This is a genomic window from Chryseobacterium vietnamense (genome assembly GCF_031454475.1).
Classification (GTDB): Bacteria; Bacteroidota; Bacteroidia; order Flavobacteriales; family Weeksellaceae; genus Chryseobacterium; species Chryseobacterium vietnamense.
Genome location: NZ_JAVDQX010000001.1, coordinates 931,488 through 956,169, shown reverse-complemented (window position 1 = coordinate 956,169; position 24,682 = coordinate 931,488). Strand labels below are relative to the sequence as shown.

Sequence of the window (24,682 nt, the reverse complement as noted above, 5' to 3'; positions counted from 1 at the left end):
ATAAACCCAAGGTTAAATATGTTCCTAATAATTCTCAACTAAGATCAAAGTTAAGCTTTATTTTTTTACTTTTCACAATAGACATACAAGCTAAAATATGTCCCTGTTCTTCCTCTTTTTCGGTAAGATACTCATTTTCCAACAGTTCCACTTCTCCTTCTTCCAAAGAACATTCACAACTTCCACAGATTCCGGACTTGCAGGAATAAGGTACTGGAAATTTCTGCATCAGAAGCTGCTGAAGGATTTTGTCCTTATTATCAGGAAGCCGGGTTGTATATTTTTTTCCCAGCATCGTAAATTCTACCTCAATATTTTCAATTAAAGGAAATTCTTTTTCAACAGGATAAATATCATCATTAAATTCTTCAAAAAGTTCAAAATGGATATTCTTTTTTGGAATTCCGTGATGATAGCAGGCATTAGCCAATGTCTTGATCATTTCTCCTTTTCCGCAAATCAATACCTCGTCTACAGCATCCCAAATAGTAGATTCTTCATCGGTATCGTCCAAATGAAGAATCTGATTGATGATAAGATTCAGTTTCTTTTCATCCAACCTTCCGTAGAAAAACTGGTCTGCTGTTTTTTCCTGTGAAAAGAAGTAAAATATCTGAAGCCTGTCTCCACAAGTTCTGGCAAGATTATCCAGCTGCTCACGATAGACCAGGTCTTCTGAACTTTTATTTCCAAAAAATAAGAACAAACGTGTTCTGGGTTCGGTATGAAGAATATTTTTAAAATGGCTCAAAATCGGTGTGATCCCGATACCGGCTGCAAAGGCTACGATAGTTCTGAATTCACTAGGTTTAGATACGATGGTAAATCTTCCTGCAGGTTCACTCACCCATAGTTCATCACCAGCGTTATAGTTTTGAAATAACTGCGAAGTAGCGCCTTCAGGGGAATTGACCTTTATTCCCAGACATATTTTACCTTCATAGGGAGCCGAAGTCATTGAATAATCATTAATAACCTCTTTCCCATGTGATTGAAATCTTATACTGACGAACTGCCCGGCTTCAAACCTGAAATTTTCCTTTAAATTCTCAGGAATATCAAACTCCAGAGAAAAAGTATTTTTGGTCAGCTCTTCCTTTTTCGCTATTTTTAACGGATGAAACTGTATCAGTTTCCCTTTATAGATTTGTTGTTCCATAACTTCAATTCAAAAATAGATAAAAAATAATTTATGAAGAAGATAATTTTATCCACGTTACTTCTTACTGCACTGTACAGCTGTAAAAAAGAAGGTCAGAAAACTGAAAACACAGCAGCTGCAGATTCTCTTTCTGTATCTAAAACTACAGAATCTGAAGGAAGTACGGCTATTCCCAAAGAACTTTCTCCTGAAAATGTAAGTCAGCACCTGGCAAAAAATAATGACACGTTATATGTAACCAATTTTTTTGCAACCTGGTGTGGCCCATGTATCAGAGAGATTCCAAGTTTTAAAAGTAAAATGGAGGAACTGAAAGGGAAACCTGTAAAATTCACTTTCGTCAACCTTGATGATAAAGCGGATTGGAACGATGCCGTTAAAAATTTTGCTGCAGAAAATAAATTGGGAGGCAGCATTATCTTACTGGACGGACAAAAATTAGATCAAAATTTCTTCCATAACAACTTCAAACAATGGGACGGAGGTTCTATTCCTTTTACTTTCATGAGAAAAGGTGATAAAACCGATGAATACCTGGGAATGATGACGGAAGATGTATTGAATTCAAAAATTGACTCTTTTTTAAAATAGACTGAACTCTTTCTGAATCATGTCAAAAAGATTTAAAATCCTGTGTTTATTATTCGTGATTGCCATTATTATAAGTGCTGTCATTAATCTGGACACAGGATTTTTAAGTTTAAACTTCCAGGATTTCTTTCAGGATTCTGCTCATAGCCAAATTGCTGAGATCCGTATCAACCGTGTTTTGGTAATGATGCTGGCCGGAATCTCAATTCCCACTTCGGGTTTTCTGATGCAGGAATATTTTCAAAATCCCCTGGCTGGGCCTGATATATTGGGTATCACTTCAGTTGCGAGTCTATCGGTTGCCTTTTATATTTTCTTTTCCCATACTATTTTATTGCCTGAATTTTTACAGAATAGTTTTCTCAGTTTATCGGCTATTGGGGGCAGTTTACTGTTAATGTTCATCCTACTGTCGATGTCTAACAGATTTCAGGACAAATCGTACCTTATTATTTTCGGGTTTCTGGTATCTGCTTTTGCGGGAGCAATAGTTTCCCTTCTTCAGTTTTATGCGGAAAATCAAAGTCTGAAAAACTATATTTTATGGTCTTTCGGAGCGAATAATATGGTAACGAGAAACCAGATTTATGTATTATTTATTTTAGTTTTAGTGGGAATATTTATCTGTTTCAAAGCGATAAAGCCACTCATTGGAAATTCTCTGGGCAATTCCTATGCACAAAGTTTAGGAGTAAACCTGAAACAGCTGAAGCTTTTAATCATCGTTGCATCTTCTCTCCTATCAGCTTCTGTTACGGCATTTTTAGGACCTATTCTCTTTATCGGAATTATTGTTCCTCACTTCTGCAGACTCGTTTATAATCCTTCAAAATTATGGCAGCAATGGATTCTTAATATGTTTCTGGGAATACTGATCATGTTGCTTTTCTCAGTTATTGCAGAAAAAACCCAGATTCCTCTGAATGTAATAAGTTCTGTATTTGGGATTCCTGTAATTCTGGTGATGCTTTTGAAACAGAATAAAGTTTAATTTTTGTTAGAAAACGCAAAGACGCAAGAAACTTTTAAAACCTATATATTTTTAGGACGCAAAGATTTTATCTCCGATAAAATTGAAAACCGCATATTTTAAATATTCTAAACAAAAAACATCCCCAATCCCTTGCCGAAAATCTTCGATTTCCTCGCGCCTTAAAATATTACACAAAATATTAGAAGCCTTTGCGCCTTCGCATTTACCCAACATTTCGCATCAATAGACATACTATGTTCCAAAATCATTAGTAACAGTCTTTGTAATTATTAAGCAACTATTCATATATTTAAGCTCCACTATGAAAGCAGTAGATTCTTACTATGTTCCTGGAAATTCTGATCATATTATTCTTCTCGGTAATTACGGAAAAACACAGGTTCCTCTGAATGTAATAAGTTCCGTATTTGGAATTCCTGTGATTCTGATGATGCTTTTGAAACAGAATAAAGTTTAATTTTTGTTGGAAAACGCAAAGACGCAAGAAACTTTTAAAACCTATATATTTTTAGGACGCAAAGATTTTATTTCCGATAAAATTGAAAACCGCATATTTTAAATATTCTAAACAAAAAACATCCCAAATCCCTTGCCGAAAATTTTCGATTTTCTCGCGCCTTAAAATATTACACAAAATATTAGAAGCCTTTGCTCCTTCGCGTTTACCCAACATTTCGCATCAATAGACATACTATGTTCCAAAATCATTAGTAATAGTCTTTGTAATTATTAAGCAACTATTCATATACTTAAGCTCCACTATGGAAGCAGTAGATTCTTACTATGTTCCTGGAAATTCTGATCATATTATTCTTCTCGGTAATTACGGAAAAACACAGGTTCCTCTGAATGTAATAAGTTCTGTATTTGGAATTCCTGTGATTCTGATGATGCTTTTGAAACAGAATAAAGTTTAATTTTTGTTGGAAAACGCAAAGACGCAAGAAACTTTTAAAACCTATATATTTTTAGGACGCAAAGATTTTATCTCCGATAAAATTGAAAACCGCATATTTTAAATATTCTAAACAAAAAACATCCCCAATCCCTTGCCGAAAATCTTCGATTTTCTCGCGCCTTAAAATATTACACAAAATATTAGAAGCCTTTGCGCCTTCGCGTTTACCCAACATTTCGCATCAATAGACATACTATGTTCCAAAATCATTAGTAACAGTCTTTGTAATTATTAAGCAACTATTCATATATTTAAGTCCAACAAAACAACACCAATGACAGAAAATGAATTATCAAAAGTAGTTTTTGAAACAGGTTTAAAGATTCATAAAAAACTTGGAGCAGGGCTTTTTGAACATGTATATGAAGAATGTATGTTCTACGAATTGACAAAAGCAGGATTTTTAGTAGAAAAACAAAAATTACTTCCTATCATTTATGAAGATTTGAAAATAGAGAACGCTTTTAAACTCGACCTGATGATTGAAAACAAAAGTGATTTTAGAAATGAAAACCGTCGATTACATTAGCCCCGCTCATAAAGCTCAGCTATTAACCTATTAAAAAATGTCAAACTGCAAATTAGGAATGCTTCTCAATTTTCAAGCTGATGTTTTCAAAAACGGTGTCACAAGAATTGTAAACAACTTATAAAGTAAAGAGGATAAAATTTGATAAAGTCAAATTTCTTGTGCCTTAAAACATTATTTTTGTAAAACAATTTACACCTTCGCGCATAACCAACAAAAACATGCACCTACAAATCAAACAGGCAAATATCGGTTACAATACCACATTAATCTCCAATGCCAATGCAGACTTGAAGCTTGGCGATGTATGCCTGTTAATTGGTAATAACGGTGTGGGAAAAACAACACTGATCAAATCTATTCTGCATCAGCTCCCTTTACTGAATGGGGAAATTGCTATTAATGGAAAAAATGTAAAAAATCTTTCGGTAAAAGAAATCGCGGAGAATATTGCTATTGTATTTTCAAAATCAATTGTTCCGCAGCATTATACGGTTGAAGATCTTATTTCCCTGGGAAAATACATCTACTACCCTTTTTACTTTGAATTAAAAAAAGAAGACCGCGAAGAAGTTGCGCATATTATTGAAGAACTGGATCTGAATCAGTACAGATATACCCTACTGAAAAACCTTTCTGACGGGAATCTTCAAAAAGCCTTTATCGGGCGTGCTATTACTCAAAATTCACCTATCATCATTCTGGATGAGCCTACTACCCATCTGGATGAGAAAAACAAAATTATTATTCTTAAAACCCTGAGAAAACTAGCTAAGGAACAGAACAAGCTTATTCTGTTTTCGTCACACGACTGGAGGCTGGCCAAAGAGTTTGCAGACAAAATATGGTATGTAAAGGAAAATCACCTGTATTCAGGGATTGTTGAGGACATTTTGCTACAGCATGATGAACTCACCAACGCTTCGTTATTTCAGATCAATGAGACTTTTATTCCGCCCTATATTTCGGCACCGCAGTTTCATAAGGAAATGTTGTATTCTCTGCTTCAAAAAAACTTCCAAAAAGACCTGTCTGACCTTAATTTCGAGTTTCGAAACTCTTTTTGGGTAATTGCTAACGATTCTTCCACCTATCAATGTGAATCTTTTGAAGAAATCATTAATTTAGTCTCAAACATTCATTAATACTTGATTTTCTTTGAGTTATCCACATACTATGCATGCATAGTATTATGCTAATCATATAATTTAATCCGTTTATTTACAGCCTATTAACAAAATTTAACGTTAATAAATATTATGCATGCATAATATTTATTAAATTTGGGTAAAACCATTGGCGCAAAAATGATGGATAATAATAAGGAAAAAATAGAAAACGTAGATTTAATTTTAAAGCAGACCTGGTTGGCTGTTTCTAAAATGTACACAGAATTAGCCCAGGAACATGATTCCACAGCGGTACAGGCACTCACGCTTCTTAAAATTGATCCCAAAGAAGGGACGCGAAGTACCAATCTCGGTCCAAAGATGGCTATTGAACCCACTTCATTAACGAGAATCATCAAACTTCTTGAGGATAACGGATACATCTATAAGGAAAAGACCACTACGGATAAAAGAGAGGTGATCATCAAACTTACAGATAAAGGATTAAACTCCAGGAATATGTCTAAGGAGGTCGTTGTAAATTTCAACAAGAAGGTAATGGAAAAAATTTCTCCGGAAAAACTGGATGCTTTCAAGGATGTGATGGGTGAAATCATGAAAATAGCAAATGAATTATTAAATAACAGAAAATAAATTTTGATGAAGCCTTCGGGTTCATATCATCTTATACAAATAAAAATTTACATATGAAAAGAAGAATCAAACATGTAACGGTTCTTGGTTCAGGAATTATGGGAAGCGGAATCGCTGCTCACTTCGCCAACATCGGCGTTGAAGTATCACTTTTGGATATTGTTCCTTTTGAACTTACTGAAGCTGAACAGAAAAAAGGTTTGACCAAAGATGACAAGGTAGTAAGAAACAGAATTGCTTCCGAAAACTTTGAAAAACTTAAAAAAGCAAGTCCTGCACTTCTTTATTCACCTAAGTTTGCAGACAGAATTACAATCGGAAATTTCGATGATGATTTGCCGAAAATAAAAAATACAGACTGGATCATTGAAGTAGTAGTAGAAAGGCTTGATATCAAGAAGTCCGTATACGAAAAAATTGAGCAGTTCAGAAAACCGGGAACATTAATTTCTTCCAATACATCAGGTATTCCTATTCATTTCCTTACAGAAGGAAGAAGCGAGGATTTTAAAAAATACTTTGCCGGAACACACTTCTTCAACCCCGTAAGATACCTTCCTCTTCTAGAGATTATCCCTACTAATGATACAGCTCCTGAAATTATAGATTTCTATATGAATTATGGAGCGAAGTTCTTAGGTAAAACGACCGTTTTAGCTAAAGATACACCAGCTTTCATCGCCAACAGAATCGGAGTATTCTCTATGATGGATCTTCTTCACAATGTACAGAAATTAGGACTTACTGTTTCTGATGTTGATAAATTAACAGGTCCTGTCATCGGACGTCCAAAATCTGCTACGTTCAGAACAGCTGACGTTGTAGGTCTTGACACTTTGGTAATGGTAGCCAACGGTGTTCGCCAAAGCGGTGCAGAAGCCAATGACTTCAATGATGTATTTGCCCTTCCTCCTTATATCCAGAAAATGATGGATAATAAATGGTTAGGTTCAAAAACAGAACAAGGTTTCTATAAAAAAGTGAAAAATGCAGATGGAAAATCTGAAATTCACGGATTAAACCTTGATACTTTAGAATATGAACTTCAGGGAAAATCATCATTCCCGACATTAGAATTAACCAAATCTATTGACAAACCAATCGACAGATTCAAAGTATTGATCGGCGGTAAAGATAAAGCAGGTGAATTGTACAGAAAGTCTTTAGGAGCATTATTCGCTTATGTTTCGCACAAAGTTCCTGAAATCTCTGACGAAGTTTACAAAATTGACGATGCTATGAGAGCTGGCTTCGGATGGGAAAACGGACCGTTTGAAATCTGGGATGCTTTAGGTGTTCAGAAAGGTATTGAACTGGCAAAAGATGCAGGATATGAAGTTTCAGATTGGGTGAAAAACGTAGAAACCTTCTACAAAGTAAATGATGAAGGACAAAGTATCTATGTTGATAAAAATTCAGGAGAATATAACAAAATCCCGGGTCAGGATGCATTCATCATCTTAGACAATATCAGAAAAAATAAAACGCTTTGGAGTAATTCCGGCGCAGCGATTGAAGATTTAGGAGATGGTATCATCAACTTTGAGATCCGTTCAAAAATGAACTCTCTTGGAGGTGAAGTTCTTGACGGATTAAACAGAGCCATTGATTTGGCTGAAAAAGAATATGAGGGATTGGTTGTAGGAAACCAGGGAACTAATTTTTCTGTAGGTGCTAACCTTGCCATGATCCTGATGATGGCTATTGAGCAGGATTGGGATGACTTGAATATGGCTATCGCTTACTTCCAGAAATCAATGATGAGAGTACGCTACTCCTCTATTCCAGTTGTAGTTGCTCCTCACGGAATGACTTTGGGTGGAGGATGCGAAATGACTATGCATGCAGACCGGGTAGTTGCAGCCGCAGAAACGTATATCGGACTTGTAGAAACCGGAGTTGGGGTAATTCCTGGCGGTGGTGGTACTAAAGAATTGACTTTAAGAACTTCCAGAGAATTCCACAATGATGATGTTAAAAATAACAGACTTCGTGATGCTTTCATGAATATCGCCATGGGTAAGGTAGCTACTTCTGCTTATGAAGCTTACGATATGGGAATCCTTGAAAAAGGAAAAGACATCGTTTCCGTAAGCAAAAACAGACAGATAGCCGAAGCTAAAAAGGTAGCAAAACTATTAGCAGAACAAGGATATACTCAACCTATCGAACAAAAAGTAAAAGTTCTTGGTAAAGATGCATTAGGAATGTTCTACGTAGGAACAGACCAGATGTTAACCGGAAACTTCATCTCTGCTCACGATAAGAAAATTGCAGATAAACTGGCCAACGTAATGGTAGGTGGAAATCTATCTGAGCCAACGGTTGTAACAGAACAGTATCTACTGAACCTTGAAAGAGAAACCTTCCTTCAGCTTTGTGGTGAAAGAAAAACTTTAGAGAGAATTCAGTACATGTTACAAAATGGGAAGCCTTTGAGAAACTAACGGGAAGCTCCGTAGGAGCGAACTGTTAATAGCATGAATAATTTAAAATTGGAGAGCCTCGTAGAGGCGGCCTGTTAATGTATGGCAAATACCTACACTCAGATTTATATTCAAATTGTTTTCGCTGTAAAAGGAAGACAAAATCTGATTTCAAAAGAAAACAGAGAAGAATTACATCGGTTTATAACAGGTATTGTTTCCAATAGAAATCAAAAATTATTCGCAGTTTTTGCAATGCCGGACCATGTCCATATTCTTATAAGTATGAATCCCACACATTCGGTTTCAGATGTAGTAAGAGATATTAAGGCAGGTTCTTCAAAATTCATCAACGAAAAAGGATGGATCAATGGAAGATTCAACTGGCAGGAAGGGTATGGAGCTTTTTCTCATTCTAAAAGCAGTGTTGATTCTGTTGTAAAATATATTTTAAATCAGGAAGAACATCATAAAAAGAAAACTTTTAGAGAAGAGTATCTGGATTTTATGTCAAAATTTGAGATAGAATATGATCCAAAATATTTATTTGAATGGATTAATGATTAACAGGTCGCTCCTACGGAGCTCCACAAAAAGCATAAACAAATATCTATGAACAGTTAACCTCTACGAGGCAAAAAATTCTTAAAACAATTTAATTAAACAAAAAAAATGAAAACAGCATACATAGTAAAAGGTTTCAGAACAGCCGTTGGAAAAGCTCCAAAAGGAAGTTTAAGATTTACAAGACCTGATGTGATGGCGGCTACCGTTATTGAAAAATTAATGGCTGAGCTACCACAATTAGATAAAAACAGAATTGATGACCTTATCGTAGGAAATGCAATGCCGGAAGCTGAACAGGGGTTGAACGTTGCACGTCTGATCTCTTTGATGGGATTAAATACTGATAAAGTTCCTGGAGTAACCGTGAACAGATACTGTGCATCAGGAAGTGAGGCGATCGCTATTGCTTCTGCAAAAATTCAGGCTGGTATGGCAGATTGTATCATCGCTGGTGGTACAGAATCAATGTCATATATTCCAATGGGAGGTTATAAGCCGGTTCCGGAAACGGATATCGCAAAAACAAACCCTGATTATTACTGGGGAATGGGTTACACAGCGGAAGAAGTAGCCAAGCAATATAATATTACAAGAGAAGAACAGGATCAGTTTGCTTTTGAATCTCATATGAAAGCTTTAAAAGCCAATCAGGAAGGAAAATTTGCCAATCAGATTGTTCCGATTCCTGTAGAATATAACTTCCTTGACGAAAACCAGAAACTACAGACTAAAAAATTTGATTTTTCAGTAGATGAAGGGCCAAGAGCTGATACTTCTTTAGCCGGATTAGCAAAACTAAGACCTGTATTTGCCAACGGAGGAAGCGTAACTGCCGGAAACTCTTCTCAGATGAGTGACGGAGCTGCTTTCGTAATGGTAATGAGTGAGGAAATGGTAAAAGAATTAGGACTGGAGCCTGAAGCAAGATTAGTGGCTTATGCGGCAGCCGGATTGGAGCCAAGAATCATGGGTATGGGACCTATCTATGCTATTCCAAAAGCTTTGAAACAAGCAGGATTAGAACTGAAAGACATCGATTTGATTGAGCTTAACGAAGCTTTTGCGTCTCAATCAGTTGCGATCAAGAAAGAATTAGGTTTAAATCCTGACATCTTAAACGTAAACGGAGGAGCTATCGCTCTTGGACACCCGCTTGGATGCACAGGAACGAAACTTACCGTTCAGCTTCTTGACGAAATGAGAAAACGTGGCAACAAGTACGGAATGGTTTCTATGTGCGTGGGAACAGGACAAGGTGCGGCTTCTATTTTTGAACTACTTTAATAGACAAATAGAAAATAGACGGATAGATAATAGACTTAAAGACACCAAAAATGTATGAATGATTTTAAGAGGCACAATTTTAAGAAGCTTAAAATTTGGCAAATGAGTATGGAATTGTCAAGATTAACTTTAGATCTTACAGATACTTTTCCAACTTATGAAAAATATGGTTTGAAAAATCAAATGGACAGATGTGCTATTTCAATTCCATCAAATATAGCTGAAGGTTCAAGCAGAACAAATAAGTCTTTTAGTCATTTTTTAGATATTTCTTTAGGTTCTTCATTTGAATTGCAAACACAGATATTGTTAGCAAATCATAGAAAATATTTATCCGATGAAAAAACTGAAATCTTTGAAATTAAGATTGAGGAATTTCAAAAAGCAACAATGGTATTTCAAAATACCTTAAACAGGAACTAAGAAAAAAAAGACTAGGAGATAATAGACAGATAGAAAATAGACGCCACCAATAATCTATCATCTATCCGTCTATTATCTAAAATGTCTCAAAAATTAAATAACAAAATAACATATGGCTACATTAAAAGGCGGGGAATTCCTAATCAAACAGATTCCTGCAAACGAAATTTTCAGTATTGAAGAACTGAATGAAGAACAAAAAATGCTTCGTGATTCTGCGAAGGAATTTATAGATAGAGAGGTTGTTCCTCAAAGAGAGCGATTCGAAAAGAAAGATTATGCATTTACTGAAGAAACAATGCGTAAGTTAGGTGACATGGGATTGTTGGGAATTGCTGTTCCTGAAGAGTATGGAGGTCTTGGAATGGGCTTTGTAACGACAATGCTTGCCTGCGATTATATTTCCGGAACTACCGGTTCATTAGCAACAGCTTATGGTGCACACACCGGAATCGGAACGCTGCCTATCGTTCTTTACGGAACTGAAGAGCAGAAGAAAAAATACCTTCCGGATTTGGCAACAGGAACAAAATTTGGGGCTTACTGTCTGACAGAGCCGGATGCTGGTTCTGACGCGAATTCAGGAAAGACAAAAGCAAAACTTTCCGAAGACGGAAAACATTATATCATCAACGGCCAGAAAATGTGGATTTCTAATGCAGGATTTGCAGATACATTTACATTATTCGCTAAAATTGATGATGATAAAAATATCACAGGTTTCGTAATCAACAGATCTGAACTTGAAAATCCAGAAAGTTTAACTTTCGGAGAAGAAGAACATAAATTAGGTATCCGTGCCTCTTCTACCCGTCAGGTTTTCTTCAATGATATGAAAATCCCCGTGGAAAACCTTTTAGGAGAAAGAAACAACGGTTTTAAGATCGCTTTAAATGCATTGAACGTAGGCCGTATTAAATTGGCGGCAGCTTGTCTTGATGCACAAAGAAGAATCTTAAACCACTCTATCCAGTACTCTAACGAAAGAAAACAGTTTGGTGTTTCTATTGCTACTTTCGGAGCGATCAGAAAGAAACTGGCAGAAATGGCAACGGGAGTTTTCGTAAGTGAAGCTGGTTCTTACAGGGCTGCTAAAAACGTTCAGGATAAAATAGACGAGTTGGTAGCAGGTGGACTAAGCCATCAGGAAGCAGAATTGAAAGGTGTTGAAGAATTCGCAGTAGAATGTTCAATCCTTAAAGTATTCGTTTCTGACCTTGCTCAGCACACTGCAGATGAAGGAATTCAGGTATACGGAGGTATGGGATTCTCTGAAGATACTCCTATGGAAGCTGCGTGGAGAGATTCAAGAATTTCAAGAATCTATGAAGGTACTAATGAAATCAACAGATTATTAGCTGTAGGAATGCTTATCAAAAGAGCGATGAAAGGTGAACTGGATCTTTTATCTCCTGCAATGGCCATCAGCAAAGAATTAATGGGTATTCCTTCATTCGAAGTTCCTGATTATTCTGAATTCATGAGTGAAGAAAAAGCAATTATCGCTAACCTTAAGAAAGTATTTTTAATGGTTTCCGGAGCGGCTCTTCAGAAATACATGATGGATATTGAGAAACAACAGCATTTATTACTGAATGCTTCTGAAATCCTTAACCAGATCTACATGGCAGAATCTGCAGTATTAAGAGCTGAGAAGCATTTCTCTCCTGAATCTGTGGAAGCAGCTATGGCTCAGTTGAACCTTTACAAAGCGGTTGAGAAAATCATCACTGCGGCTAAAGAAGGAATCGTTTCTTTCGCTGAAGGAGATGAGCAGAGAATGATGCTTTCTGGTTTGAGAAGATTCACTAAATACACCAACCATCCAAATGTAGTGGCACTTACTGAAAAAGTGGCAGCTCACTATATTGAGAAAGGAGCTTATTAGTCTTTAATAACATAAATTTGATTCAGCGTCCCAACTTTGGGGCGCTTTTGTTTTCACCCATATTTATTATGGTTATCATTGGATTTCCATGTATTCAATGGATTAATTCAAAAAAAATGATTATTTTTATTTTAAATTAACTAACACATGAGAACTTTATTATTTCCGATACTCCTTATTTCAGTGGCTTTCTCAGCACAAAAAACAGAAAATGTAATCCCTGTTCCAAAGATTGATACAACAAAAATCGTTTCCAAAATAAAATTCCCAGGATATTTTGCTGTGAAACCCGAGCATTCTCAAAAAGAGCTTTATAAAATACTGACAGTTAAGCCTAAGGATACTGCTCTTTATCTTGCTTTAAAAGAACCTTCAAAGGATTATTCACAATATAAAATTCTAAATTCGATTACACCTGATAAGCTTCAGGTAAGCCGGAAAAAGATAATGCCATCCAAATAAACACAACACAAACTAAAAACTATTACCATGGGAAAATTTATTATCTCTAAAAGAACGAATGGAGACTTCCAGTTTAATCTAAAAGCAGGAAACGGGCAGGTTATTTTAACCAGTCAGGGATACAGTACCAAACCTTCCTGCGAAAGCGGAATCGGATCCGTAAAAATCAATGCTCAGGAAGATGCAAAATTTGAAAGAAATACAGCCAATGACGGCAGATGTTACTTTAATCTAAAAGCAGGAAACGGACAGATCATCGGAACCAGCCAGATGTATGAATCTGACAATGGCATGGAAAACGGAATAGAATCCGTAAAACACAATGCTCCACACGCTCATATAGAGGATGAAACAAACTTTTAAAATCATATAAAATATTCTTCATAAAATGTCTTATTTTTTTAAGGCATTTTTTATTTTTGTACTCTATTTTTCATTAGAAATGACAAAAGAAGAATTACTGAATAAAGCAATCAAAATCGCCGATAAGGCTCATAAGGGACAAACCGATAAATACCATGCTCCATACATTGCCCACGTAATGCGTGTGATGAACTATGGTAAAACACTGGATGAAAAGATCGTAGGAGTCCTGCACGACGTTGTAGAAGATCACCCATTGGAATTCAGTCTTGATTATTTAAGATCTGAAGGATTCCCCGAATATATTATTTTTGCCATCAGCTGCCTTACAAAGCTTGATCCGGAAGAAGATTATGATGAATTCATCAAAAGAACAGAAAGATCTCTCCTATCCGTTGCTGTAAAACTGAATGACCTTCGTGATAATATGGATCTCAGAAGAGTAAACAGAGAGCTTACTCCTAAAGACATCAAAAGATTTAATAAATATCTGAAAGCCTACCGTTATCTGATAGAGAAATATTAATCTGCACCCGGGAAATCGTAAGTTTTTGTGTGATGATCTGTTCCGTCGATATTGATGTTTAACGCAAGGTAAACGAAATGTAAATTTTTGTTTCCTTTTGCTTCAAATTCACGCTGCCACAGATATCCGCTCACAATACCAAAATAATCATCAATCTGATAGCCGAAACCGCCATAGACTCTGTTTCTCGCGAAAGTAGGCTTCATCGGAGAGACGAAGAACACCTCGTCATAAGCATTGGCGAAAACAGTTCCTTTTTTGATCGTTTTGGCGTTTAAAGGAACACTTACGTTCAGACGGTATCTGTAACGCATTCTTTGGGAAGTCTGATCCGTTTTGGGTTCGTAAAACCAGCTCTTTTCAACACGAAAACGGTTTTCAAACTTTACGATGCCTTTTTTGACATCAATAACATCCTGAAGCCATACTCTGAACTCTTCTCTGCTCAGGCTATGCTCTTTGTAGTTCACATATCTTCCAAGCCCAACAAAAGGTTTGTGGTTTTTGGTAAGATTATACCCTAATCCTCCTTTTATTTCATAATAATCAGGATAGGTATAATCTTCGTTACCACGCATCTGCCCTTCTGCATAAAGGAAAAACTTCGGATGAAACTTATAGGTCAGAGTCACTGCATTGAAGCTGGAAATATGTTCCTGTGCTTTAAAAAAAGAAATTCCGAGTAGTAAACCTAATCCTATAAGACGTTTCATAAAAAATTTTTGCAAATGTATATTTTTTAACAATTTGTTAATATTAACTTTCATTAATATTAAATTAACACCTACTTAATATTAATTGTATAAGAAAACCCAATGTGGAACCACCTTTGCGGCATTCCTACACCAAATGCTTCGGTATATTTTGTATTGGTCACATTATTAATCAATACATAAACCGAATAATCTTTTTTAGCAAAGCTAAGCTTCTCATCAACAAGATTATAAGTTCCCAAATTCACTCTTTCATTGTAACGGTAAACAAGCTCATTGGTAAAGTTTTTCAGGAACTTCAACTCTAATTTGGAAACAAACTGATGTCTGAGATTATCTAAAACATATCTTGAAACCACCCCGTTTTTCTCTTCATATTTACTGTCAATATAAGTATAACCAACGGTGTATTTTAACCAGTCAGTCGGTCTGTGGCTCCACTCTGCTTCGATCCCTTTGGTCTTGATATCTCCCACATTCTGAGCATACCATACTTTATCGCTCAAATCTTTTTTCACCCAGTCAATAGAGTTGCTGGAATTCTTTAGAAATCCACTGATTTTAGCTAAGATCCTGTTGTTTTGATATTGATATCCTACCTCGGAAGAAATTGCATTCTCAGGCTGTAAATCCGGGTTTCCCTGTTCCGTTTTACTTACATAATAAAGTTCGGTAAAAGTGGGTACACGGTGTACTTTTGCAATATTTCCGTAGATTTTAGCATTGGCATTAAAGTTATAACCTACATCCAGTCCCGGATAGAAGAAATTTCCTTCTTTAGAATAATTAGCCCATGAAATTCCCGGACTGATATTTAGCTTTTTATCCAGTAATGAAAAATGATGTTCAAAGAAAACCTGGGAAACAAAACGGTTTCTGTCTCCTAAGTTACTGCTTACTAAAAATTCTTTTCTCAATTCAACCCCAATTCCTGTTGTTCCCAATCCCCATTGATAACTGGAATTGACTTCTCCACCTACATTATTTCCGATGTGCATATTTCGGTAAAAATCAGGATTCCATCTGTCATACAGGTACATGTCCTGGCCTCTTCTCCAGTATACATTAGAATTAAGTTTAAGCTTTCCGAAAGTCTGCTGATGGGCCACACTTACAATAGATGCCTGTGTTTCCTCATACTGCTTGGTAGCTGCACTGGAAGCATAGAAACCATTGGCTCCGAATTTCTTTTCAGAAAACCCGGCCTGAATTCTCACATCTCCGTTTTTGATATTGAGTTTTCCCTGATAAAATACATTTCTGATCTCATAATCGGTATTGAACATATAGCCATCTGAAGAAGCAGAATTCGCCAGAAGGGAGTTCGTAAACTTCTCATTTCCGATCTGGGCGTTAAATCCCAGTCCATAAGTACTGTAATCTCCTCCTTCAGCACTGATCTTTACTTTTTTCCCTGGTGTAGTTTTGGTGATGATATTAATAACACCGGCATAGGCATTCTGTCCGAAACGTCTTGCTGCAGGGCCTTTTATGATTTCTATCTTTTCTACATCATCCAGATCTACCGGAATATTCATATTATTATGTCCGGTCTGGGAATCATTCATCCTGATTCCGTTCAACAACAGAAGAACCTGCTCAAAAGAACTTCCCCGGAAACCTATATCACTCTGTACCCCATTGGCTCCTCTCCTTCTGATATCCATCCCAGGTATCTGCTGAAGAATTTCATCAATACTTTTAGCCGGAGAATTTACAATGTCTTCTCTGGTGATAACACTGATGTTCTGATTAGCACTTTTATAAGGTGTAGAGATAAATTTTCCCTGAAATTCAATGCTTTCAATATCTGTTGTCTTTTCCTGTGCATTTACCCAAAGTAAAGATCCCAGAAAAAAAGCACTTCCTATCTTTTTGATCATAATCGTTTTCCGTAGTTTTTTAACAGAGTCCAAAAGTAAGGGAGTTCGTGAAGACAGGCAAATGATAGTTGTCATAAAAAAAGATGCAGCGTTTGGGCTGCATCTTTGTGAGGGAGTAATTTCTATCTTTTTCTCATTAAATGTGTAACTAGATCTCTGAATAATTTTCTCATTTCTATATTACATATTTACAGGTACAATTTTAAATAATTTTACAACATAAAACAATAGTTAAGAAAAAAAACACAATAAATTTTAAAAAATTATATAAAACACTGTAAAATAAACAGTAAAATAAAATTAAGTCCACAAAAAACATTTATTTTTATCATCCATCAACAGATATATTTCCGTTTTAGGCTTCTCATTTTATGTTGATAATAACAATTTTTAACAATAAGATAAGCGTAAATTTTTCGCTAAAATTTCGTAATTTTGTGGGTCTTAATTTTACGATGAAAGTATTCTTTTTCAACAGTAATTTTTGTCAGCATTCATAAAAATGCAGCCACAGGTTTCGGATGAATCCAGGAATATATGTAAAAGTTCAATTGATGCCGGCCACAGAATATTTGTGGCAAAACACCATTACTGACAGCCTTAATGCTGTGCAGTCTTTATATGAATAAAAATATGGCTAACACAACAGAAATAGATATAAAAAAACAGATTTTCGTTAAGAATGCACATCTTAACAATCTGAAACATATAGACGTCCTGATTCCGAAAAATAAACTCATTGTTATTACAGGAGTTTCAGGAAGTGGTAAATCCTCTTTGGCCTTTGATACTATTTATGCAGAAGGACAGAGAAGGTACGTTGAAAGTTTAAGTTCTTATGCCCGTCAGTTTTTGGGAAAATTAGAAAAACCCAAAGTAGATGATATCAAAGGACTCGCCCCTTCTATTGCCATCCAGCAGAAAGTGATTTCTTCAAATCCGCGTTCTACAGTGGGAACTTCTACAGAGATCTACGATTATATGAAGCTCTTATTTGCGAGGATCGGGAAAACCTTTTCACCCGTTTCGGGAGAAGAAGTGAAGAAAGATTCAGTTTCTGATGTGATTGACTTCATCAAAGCTTCAAAAAAAGACACTTCTTTTCTATTGACCGCTCCTCTTGAATATGATGCTGACAATTTTAAAGAAACGCTGAACGTTTTAAAACTGGCTGGTTTCACAAGACTTGAAATCAATGGAAACGTAGCAGGGATAGAAGATCTGGAAAGTTTTGGTTATGCTCCGGAAAAAGGAATGACTATCAATCTTGTGATTGACCGTTTCTCATACGAGGAAGACGAAAGCTTTTTACAAAGACTTGCAGATTCTATTCAAATGGCATTCTATGAGGGACGTGGATATTGTTCATTAAAGAACACCGATACTGAAAAAGTAAAAGAATTCTCTAATAAGTTCGAACTGGATGGAATGGAATTCCTTGAACCCAACGTTCATTTTTTCAGCTTCAACAACCCATACGGAGCATGTCCGGCATGTGAAGGATACGGAAAAGTAATCGGAATTGATGAGGATCTTGTAGTTCCTAATAAAACATTATCCATCTACGAAGATGCCGTTGTCTGCTGGAGAGGAGAAACGATGAGCGAATGGAAAAAGGATTTCATCAAAAAAGCTGGTGACTTCCCTATCCACAAACCTTATCACCAATTAACAAAAGAACAGAAAAACTTCCTTTGGAAAGGTGACGGCAGGAGTAATTTCCCATGCATCAATAATTTCTTCAAAATGCTTGAAGAAAACCTTTATAAGATCCAGTACAGAGTAATGCTTTCCCGCTACAGAGGAAAAACCCTTTGCCCAACGTGTGAAGGATTGAGACTTCGTGAAGAAACAAGCTGGGTAAAAGTAGACGGACACAATATTCAGTCCATGATTGAACTTCCTTTGGATGAACTTGCTCCGGTAATCAATGGATTAAAACTGTCAGATCATGACAAGGAAGTCGCCAAAAGACTGATCTACGAAATCACGACCCGTCTGGAATTTTTATTAAAGGTAGGATTAGGATATTTAACATTAAACAGAACATCCAATACGTTGTCGGGAGGAGAAAGTCAGAGAATTAACTTGGCAACCAGCCTAGGGAGTTCTTTGGTAGGTTCTATTTACATCCTGGATGAGCCTTCTATCGGACTGCATTCTAAAGATACAGAAAACCTGATCGAAGTATTGAAAAACCTTCGTGATCTAGGAAATACCGTTATTGTAGTAGAACACGACGAAGATGTAATGAGAGCTGCGGATTATATTATTGATATCGGTCCGGAAGCTGGTTATCTTGGTGGCGAACTGGTATTTGCAGGAGATTATAAAGATCTGAAAAAAGCAAACACGCTTACTTCAGAATATCTTACCGGAAGACTTGAAATAGAAGTTCCGAAGAAAAGAAGAAAAGGAAAAGAATGGATTCATATTAAAGGAGCCCGTCAGAATAACCTTAAAAATATTGACGTAGACGTTCCCTTGGAAAGCCTGGTTGTCATTTCAGGAGTTTCAGGAAGCGGAAAATCTACTTTGATGAAAGAAATCCTTACCAATGATATCCAGATTCAACTGGGAATGGGTGGTAAAAAAGGAGATTATGATTCTGTTGAGTTTCCAAAAAAACTGATCAAAAATATTGAATTGATTGATCAGAACCCGATTGGAAAATCTTCCCGTTCAAACCCTGTAACTTATCTAAAAGCTTACGATGACATCCGTGATCTTTTTGCCAAGCAGAAAGTGGCTAAAATGATGGGTTATAAACCTAAACATTTCTCTTTCAATGTAGATGGCGGAAGATGTGATGAATGTAAAGGAGAAGGAGTGATCAATGTTTCCATGCAGTTTATGGCAGACATTGAGCTTGAATGTGAAGTTTGTAAAGGAACACGATTCAAAAATGAAATCCTTGAAGTGAGATTTGATGAGAAAAACATCTCTGATATTCTTCATATGACCGTAGATGAAGCATTGGAATTCTTTAAAGATAATAATGAAGAGAAGATCGTAACGAAGTTGAGACCTTTACAGGAAGTAGGTTTAGGCTATCTGCAGCTGGGACAGAGCTCTTCTACCCTTTCCGGTGGTGAGGCACAGCGTGTGAAACTGGCTTCATTCCTGGTAAAAGGGGTTACAACAGACAAGACATTATTCATCTTTGATGAACCTTCCACAGGGCTTCACTTCCATGATATTCAGAAATTATTGAAATCATTACAGGCACTGATTGATCTTGGACATTCGGTGATTGTTATTGAGCATCAGCCTGACATTATCAAATGTGCCGATTATATTATTGATATAGGCCCGGAAGCAGGAAAACACGGTGGAGAAGTTGTGTTTGCAGGAACACCTGAAGATCTGACGAAAAATAAAAAGTCCTATACGGCAAAATATATCAAAGAAAAATTAGAACAATAACTAAAACCGGCTGTTTTGAAACAGCCGGTTTTTTATTGAGATTACCTATCTTTATTCAACTTATTAACCCAATACAAAATTATTTTTATGCCCTGGAATCCCGAATTGTATGATCAGTATAAAGATGTACGTTACAAACCATTTTATGATTTAGCAGCATTAATTAAGCCCGAAAACAATATAAAAGCGATTGACTTAGGCTGTGGAACCGGAGAACAGACCTCTATCCTTACGGAAAAACTGACTGGCTCTACATTCCTGGGAATTGATTCATCAGCAGAAATGCTTGAAAAATCAAAGAAATTTGAAAACGATCATTTACACTTTAAACTTCAGAGCATTGAAGAAGCAGCGCAGGCTGATCAAAAGTGGGATCTTGTCTTCAGTAATGCCGCTTTACAGTGGGCTGATGATCATGAAACTTTATTTCCTAAAATCATTGGACTGCTTTCACAAAATGGACAATTAGCCATACAAATGCCCGTTCAGAAAGAAAATATTCTGAACCAGATTCTAACGGAAATGGTAAATGAGGAGCCTTATGCATCCCAATTAAATTATTTTAACCGTGATTCTCCGGTGCTTTCAATGGACGATTATGCCCAGATATTATTTGATAACGGAATTCAGGATATAGAAATATTTCAGAAAGTATATCCTATTATTGCAGATGATTACGAGGCTTTATACACCTTTATTTCCGGAACAGCATTGTTACCGTATTTAGAACGTCTTGAAGGAGAACAGAAAGAAAACTTCATCTCTGAATTTAAATCTCGTATAGCCCAAAGGTTTACGAAATATCCGGCTATTTATGCATTTAAGCGCATTCTGATGTATGGCCGTAAGAAATAGAAAACCTTAACACCCAATAAAAAACTGCCACAATTGTCATTCTGACGAAGGAAGAATCTCATTAAAACCAATGATATGAGACTCTTCATTACACTTCGTTTCATTCAGAATGACAAAATTGTGACAGCTTCTTCTTTATAGATTCTTTACTCTTTCAGATTATACAAAAACGGGCTTTTCCTGATAAACTCAGAATCTTCAATCTGGGAAGCTAAAAACGCTGCCAGATCTGCTGCACTGATACCTTCACCTTTGCAGTCTGCGAGGCTTGTTTCCGTTGGAAAATTCTCGTCTGTAAGATGAATCAGCGGCAGTCTTACCAATGTCCAGTCGAGGTTGCTTTCCAAAAGGAGTTCATATTCTTTTTGTTTATCAGTGGTAGTTTCAGGATAGTTCTGATACATCCATTCCGTAGCCATTTCTACTCTTTCATTTTTATGATCGGATAATGTAGTTACACTCAAACCTGTAGTTACAATATATCGGGTGATCCCATGTTGGTTCATTACAGAGATAATATTTTTTGCAGCATCACTGAATATTGAACGTTCTCCTTTCGGTTGACCTAAAGTACTTATGACAAGATCAGTTCCTTCAATCAATTGATAGATCGCGGTTTCATCTCTTGCATCTCCCTGTACAACTTCAATTAATGGATTTTGGAGGGTAAAATTCTCGGGATGTCTTAATAAAAGTTTAAGTTGATATCCTTTCGCAAGTAGGTTTTGTACCAGATACTGTCCGGATTTTCCGGTTCCGCCGATTACGGCAATTTTATAGGTTTTCATAATGATTTTTTTAGTATTAAATATCAATAATCAAAAGCAGAAAAAACCGCTAAGGACCTTTGATACAGCAAATAACACATTGTCTTTGCTTTTAAATATGATATAATAAATGTATAGGGTTCAGAAAATTGAACCAAAGATGTTCAGGTTAAAAAAGTAACCTGACTACAGTAATATGTATAACGAGATTTTAATGAATTAAAGTTACATTTTTTCCCTCATTAAAAAATCAAAAAAATTATGATTCTGACAACATTGATTAAAAGAGAAAGTTTTTAACTTTGATAACCTTCTTATTATCAGAATTTTCCATAAATAAACTTACACCAAATAAAATATTATAATATGGAACCATTTACTGTAAACATCCCCGAAGCGGTTATAACCGATCTAAAAAACCGTCTGCAAAACGCCCGATGGCCAGGAGAACCTGAAAACTCCGGCTGGAACTACGGAACCAACGAAACTTATCTGAAAAAACTGGTCCATTACTGGATTAACGATTATGACTGGAGAATGCATGAACAGCAATTAAACCAACATCCCCAATATATCACTCTGATAGACGGAATTTTGATTCATTTTCAATACGTGAGGGGAAAAGGTCCCAATCCAAAACCGCTAATTCTCACTCATGGCTGGCCGGACAGCTATTACCGTTTTCATAAAATCATTCCCTTACTTACAGAAGGAGAACAGAGTTTTGATCTGGTTATTCCTTCCCTTCCAGGATTTGGCTTTTCTGATAAAACTGCGGTCAGCAGCGAAAGAGTTGCAGACCTTTGGAAAAAACTGATGACTGAAGTGCTGGGTTATGAAAAATTCTGTGCTGCCGGAGGAGATATAGGCATGGGAGTGGTAAAAGCATTAACTTCGAAATATCCTGAAGTACTGGAAGCTGTTCACCTTACAGACGTAGGCTATCCTACCGGTCAGGAAGATCCTGCCACTATGAGTGAAGCTGAACAGGAATTTGCCCAGTTTGTCCAGCGCTGGTGGTACAGCGAAGGTGCATACGCCATGGTACAGTCTACCAAACCACAATCTCTGGCCTATGGCCTTAATGACTCTCCTATTGGTCTTGCAGGCTGGATCATAAGCTTTACCAATGCAGGAGCTCCTCCTGAAATGATTGAAACGGCATTCGGAGGAAAAGATGAATTGTTGACCAATATTATGATCTACTGGGTTACTCAGACTATAGGATCTTCTGCGAGAATGTACAAAGAAGATGCAGCAGCTTTATGGAGCGGCGCACAGGTTCATCAAAAAAGCAATGTTCCTGCGGGAGTGCTTGTATTTCCCCGCGAAGCTCAGTTTCCAAAAGAATGGGCAGAGCGTTTTGTTAACGTAACCAGCTTTAAAAAGATGAATGAAGGCGGTCACTTTGCTGCATTGGAATTACCTCATATATTTGCAGATGAGCTAAGATCATTCTTTTATTCTGTTACGTAAAAACAATTCATAAAGTAGAATCAGACCTTACTTTCTCCAAGGCCTTTTAATGATAAACTGTTAATCCTTCTAAAGCATTACTAAAATTTTGTTAATGGAGCATATATTTGTTGGCAAGTTTTTTATTTTAGCCAAAATTAATAACTATGAAAAAATTGTCCTTCACGATTATAGCAGCATTTCTGTTCTGCTCAGTGGATGCTCAGATACAAAATGCCGGTTTTGAAAACATGACCGATGGATTACCTAACCAGTGGAATGTAAAAAAAGCAGATTCATACGAAGGGAAAATAGATTACGCACAATATTTCGGAGGGAAAGCCTCCATGCAGCTTACAGGAAAGGCTGATAATGCCAAAAACTTTCAGTCTTTTTCTCAAAAGGTTCCTCTTGACATTCAGAAATTACAGAAAATAGAAATCAGTGCTTATGTAAAATCTGAAAATACGAAGGGAAAAATTAATCTATGGACTCAGGTTAAGGATGAAAATGGAGAAATGATTGACTTTGGAAATTCAGAATCACAGCAAAATGCTATAGCCGTCAATAAAGACTGGACAAAATATTCTTTGGTTTTCACTGTTGATAAAAATGTAAAGAGTCTTCTTCTCGGAGGTGTATTCTCAGGAAACGGAACGGTTTGGTTTGACCATTTTGAAATGAATACAATTCCATTTTCAAATGAAGAGCCTTCAAAAGCATCTGCAAAATATATTCAGGACTTTAAAAATATTGTAAAAAAGAATTCGATCTTTTCAGATAAATTAGACTGGCAAAATATTGACACCAATCTTCAGTATCTTTCAAAAGGCATGAAAACCATTGATGATACTACCCCGGCATTACGGTATATTTTGCAAAATCTAAGGCAGGCTGGTGATAATCATTCATTTATTTCCGGTAAAGAACGTTCAGAAAAGCAAAAGAAAAGCAATACCATTGAGGCAAAACCAGATTCAAGACTGATAGACCAGAATATTGGCTATATTTCAGTTCCCGGTTTTGGATCCTTAAACAAAGAGGTTGGAAATGATTTTGCCTTACAGATCCACAATATGATTAAAAAGCTGGACTCTGAAAATACAATTAAAGGCTGGATTGTAGACCTGAGAGGGAATACAGGAGGAAATATGTATCCTATGATCGGAGGTCTCGGAAGCCTGATTGGAGAAGGAACATTGGGGTATTTTGTTTATAAAGACCAAAAATCTCCATGGATTTATAAGGACAGAAAGTTTGGTGATAACAAAATTGCAGAACCTTATAGCCTTAAAAGCGGACAGGCTAAAATTGCCGTTCTGATAGGCCCGAATACGGCAAGTTCCGGAGAAGCTACAACAATTGCATTTATTGGAAAAAGCAATGTAAAACTCTTTGGGAAACCATCGGCAGGATACACTTCGGCCAACAGTATTTATCCATTAAGTGACGGAAAAAGCTTTGCCTTGGCTTCTTCTTATGAAATGGACCGAAACGGGAAAGTCTACTATGGGAAAATTGATCCGGACGTTCCGGTAGAATCCCAAGAGGGTCAGGACATGGATATTGAGACGGCAAAAACCTGGATTTTAAATTAACCCTAGACTTATCCACAAAAAAATGTGGATAACTTGTGAATTTTAACAT

At 36.4% G+C, this 24,682-nt stretch carries 24 protein-coding genes; 20 read left to right on the top strand and 4 right to left on the bottom strand.

Annotation, left to right across the window (positions count from 1 at the left end):
* Nucleotides 1-34: 34 nt before the first annotated feature.
* Complete coding sequence (locus J2786_RS04255; RefSeq protein ID WP_047431091.1) at nt 35-1,159, bottom strand: ferredoxin--NADP reductase; 1,125 nt, start codon at nt 1,157-1,159, stop codon at nt 35-37.
* A 33-nt stretch (nt 1,160-1,192) separates the two neighbouring features.
* Here J2786_RS04255 and J2786_RS04250 point away from each other — a divergent pair, with 33 nt between their 5' ends.
* From J2786_RS04250 to J2786_RS04180, 16 genes are all read left to right on the top strand, one after another.
* The gene (locus J2786_RS04250; protein ID WP_047431092.1) at nt 1,193-1,753 is read left to right on the top strand and encodes a TlpA family protein disulfide reductase; all 561 of its coding nucleotides are present in this window, start codon (nt 1,193-1,195) and stop codon (nt 1,751-1,753) included.
* Between the two features lie 19 nt (nt 1,754-1,772).
* Nucleotides 1,773-2,744 carry a FecCD family ABC transporter permease gene (locus J2786_RS04245; protein ID WP_047431095.1) on the top strand — a complete coding sequence of 324 codons (972 nt, stop codon included), beginning with the start codon at nt 1,773-1,775 and terminating at the stop codon, nt 2,742-2,744.
* A gap of 304 nt (nt 2,745-3,048) precedes the next feature.
* Nucleotides 3,049-3,204 (top strand): hypothetical protein, encoded by a 156-nt coding sequence (locus J2786_RS04240; RefSeq protein WP_310024079.1) that lies wholly within the window; start codon nt 3,049-3,051, stop codon nt 3,202-3,204.
* 304 nt (nt 3,205-3,508) lie between these two features.
* On the top strand, nt 3,509-3,664 hold the full coding sequence (locus tag J2786_RS04235) for a hypothetical protein (protein WP_310024076.1): 156 nt from the start codon (nt 3,509-3,511) through the stop codon (nt 3,662-3,664).
* A 315-nt stretch (nt 3,665-3,979) separates the two neighbouring features.
* The gene (locus J2786_RS04230; protein WP_310024074.1) at nt 3,980-4,234 is read left to right on the top strand and encodes a GxxExxY protein; all 255 of its coding nucleotides are present in this window, start codon (nt 3,980-3,982) and stop codon (nt 4,232-4,234) included.
* A complete protein-coding gene (locus J2786_RS23035; RefSeq protein ID WP_374710490.1) occupies nt 4,212-4,268 on the top strand; it encodes a hypothetical protein in 57 nt (18 codons plus the stop codon). The genes J2786_RS04230 and J2786_RS23035 overlap by 23 nt, the downstream gene beginning before the upstream one ends.
* A gap of 187 nt (nt 4,269-4,455) precedes the next feature.
* Nucleotides 4,456-5,379: an ABC transporter ATP-binding protein gene (locus J2786_RS04225; RefSeq protein ID WP_047431097.1), complete on the top strand. Its 924-nt coding sequence runs from the start codon at nt 4,456-4,458 to the stop codon at nt 5,377-5,379.
* Between the two features lie 165 nt (nt 5,380-5,544).
* Nucleotides 5,545-5,997, top strand: a complete 453-nt coding sequence (locus tag J2786_RS04220; RefSeq protein ID WP_047433293.1) for a MarR family winged helix-turn-helix transcriptional regulator — start codon at nt 5,545-5,547, stop codon at nt 5,995-5,997.
* A gap of 53 nt (nt 5,998-6,050) precedes the next feature.
* Entirely contained in the window at nt 6,051-8,444 is a 2,394-nt protein-coding gene (locus J2786_RS04215) for a 3-hydroxyacyl-CoA dehydrogenase/enoyl-CoA hydratase family protein (protein ID WP_310024072.1), read from the top strand.
* Nucleotides 8,445-8,525: 81 nt separating this feature from the next.
* Nucleotides 8,526-8,990 carry an IS200/IS605 family transposase gene (gene tnpA, locus J2786_RS04210; RefSeq protein ID WP_047431104.1) on the top strand — a complete coding sequence of 155 codons (465 nt, stop codon included), beginning with the start codon at nt 8,526-8,528 and terminating at the stop codon, nt 8,988-8,990.
* Nucleotides 8,991-9,095: 105 nt separating this feature from the next.
* The gene (locus J2786_RS04205; RefSeq protein WP_047431107.1) at nt 9,096-10,274 is read left to right on the top strand and encodes a thiolase family protein; all 1,179 of its coding nucleotides are present in this window, start codon (nt 9,096-9,098) and stop codon (nt 10,272-10,274) included.
* 54 nt (nt 10,275-10,328) lie between these two features.
* Nucleotides 10,329-10,697 carry a four helix bundle protein gene (locus tag J2786_RS04200; protein WP_047431110.1) on the top strand — a complete coding sequence of 123 codons (369 nt, stop codon included), beginning with the start codon at nt 10,329-10,331 and terminating at the stop codon, nt 10,695-10,697.
* 112 nt (nt 10,698-10,809) lie between these two features.
* Nucleotides 10,810-12,585 (top strand): acyl-CoA dehydrogenase FadE, encoded by a 1,776-nt coding sequence (locus J2786_RS04195; protein ID WP_047431113.1) that lies wholly within the window; start codon nt 10,810-10,812, stop codon nt 12,583-12,585.
* Between the two features lie 147 nt (nt 12,586-12,732).
* Nucleotides 12,733-13,047, top strand: a complete 315-nt coding sequence (locus tag J2786_RS04190) for a hypothetical protein (RefSeq protein ID WP_047431116.1) — start codon at nt 12,733-12,735, stop codon at nt 13,045-13,047.
* Nucleotides 13,048-13,074: 27 nt separating this feature from the next.
* Nucleotides 13,075-13,410, top strand: a complete 336-nt coding sequence (locus J2786_RS04185) for a YegP family protein (RefSeq protein ID WP_047431119.1) — start codon at nt 13,075-13,077, stop codon at nt 13,408-13,410.
* 79 nt (nt 13,411-13,489) lie between these two features.
* Complete coding sequence (locus tag J2786_RS04180; RefSeq protein WP_034694511.1) at nt 13,490-13,936, top strand: phosphohydrolase; 447 nt, start codon at nt 13,490-13,492, stop codon at nt 13,934-13,936.
* On the opposite strand, the gene J2786_RS04175 is transcribed toward J2786_RS04180, so the two are convergent.
* Together J2786_RS04175 and J2786_RS04170 are read right to left on the bottom strand one after the other, a co-directional pair.
* Nucleotides 13,933-14,649, bottom strand: coding sequence for a DUF2490 domain-containing protein (locus J2786_RS04175; protein ID WP_047431122.1), 717 nt, complete (start codon nt 14,647-14,649; stop codon nt 13,933-13,935). The two genes, J2786_RS04180 and J2786_RS04175, sit on opposite strands and share 4 nt — an antisense overlap.
* A 71-nt stretch (nt 14,650-14,720) precedes the next feature.
* The gene (locus J2786_RS04170; protein WP_047431124.1) at nt 14,721-16,532 is read right to left on the bottom strand and encodes a TonB-dependent receptor plug domain-containing protein; all 1,812 of its coding nucleotides are present in this window, start codon (nt 16,530-16,532) and stop codon (nt 14,721-14,723) included.
* Nucleotides 16,533-17,165: 633 nt separating this feature from the next.
* Here J2786_RS04170 and uvrA point away from each other — a divergent pair.
* Nucleotides 17,166-19,958, top strand: a complete 2,793-nt coding sequence (gene uvrA, locus J2786_RS04165; protein WP_047433294.1) for an excinuclease ABC subunit UvrA — start codon at nt 17,166-17,168, stop codon at nt 19,956-19,958.
* Nucleotides 19,959-20,045: 87 nt separating this feature from the next.
* Nucleotides 20,046-20,813, top strand: a complete 768-nt coding sequence (locus tag J2786_RS04160) for a methyltransferase domain-containing protein (protein ID WP_047431127.1) — start codon at nt 20,046-20,048, stop codon at nt 20,811-20,813.
* A 146-nt stretch (nt 20,814-20,959) separates the two neighbouring features.
* Here the strand turns inward: J2786_RS04160 and J2786_RS04155 are convergent, their stop codons facing one another.
* Nucleotides 20,960-21,601, bottom strand: coding sequence for an NAD(P)-dependent oxidoreductase (locus tag J2786_RS04155; RefSeq protein ID WP_047431130.1), 642 nt, complete (start codon nt 21,599-21,601; stop codon nt 20,960-20,962).
* Nucleotides 21,602-21,946: 345 nt separating this feature from the next.
* Here J2786_RS04155 and J2786_RS04150 point away from each other — a divergent pair, with 345 nt between their 5' ends.
* Together J2786_RS04150 and J2786_RS04145 are read left to right on the top strand one after the other, a co-directional pair.
* A complete protein-coding gene (locus J2786_RS04150; RefSeq protein ID WP_047431132.1) occupies nt 21,947-23,056 on the top strand; it encodes an epoxide hydrolase family protein in 1,110 nt (369 codons plus the stop codon).
* Between the two features lie 146 nt (nt 23,057-23,202).
* Entirely contained in the window at nt 23,203-24,633 is a 1,431-nt protein-coding gene (locus J2786_RS04145; protein ID WP_052186972.1) for a S41 family peptidase, read from the top strand.
* The last annotated feature ends 49 nt before the right edge of the window (nt 24,634-24,682 follow it).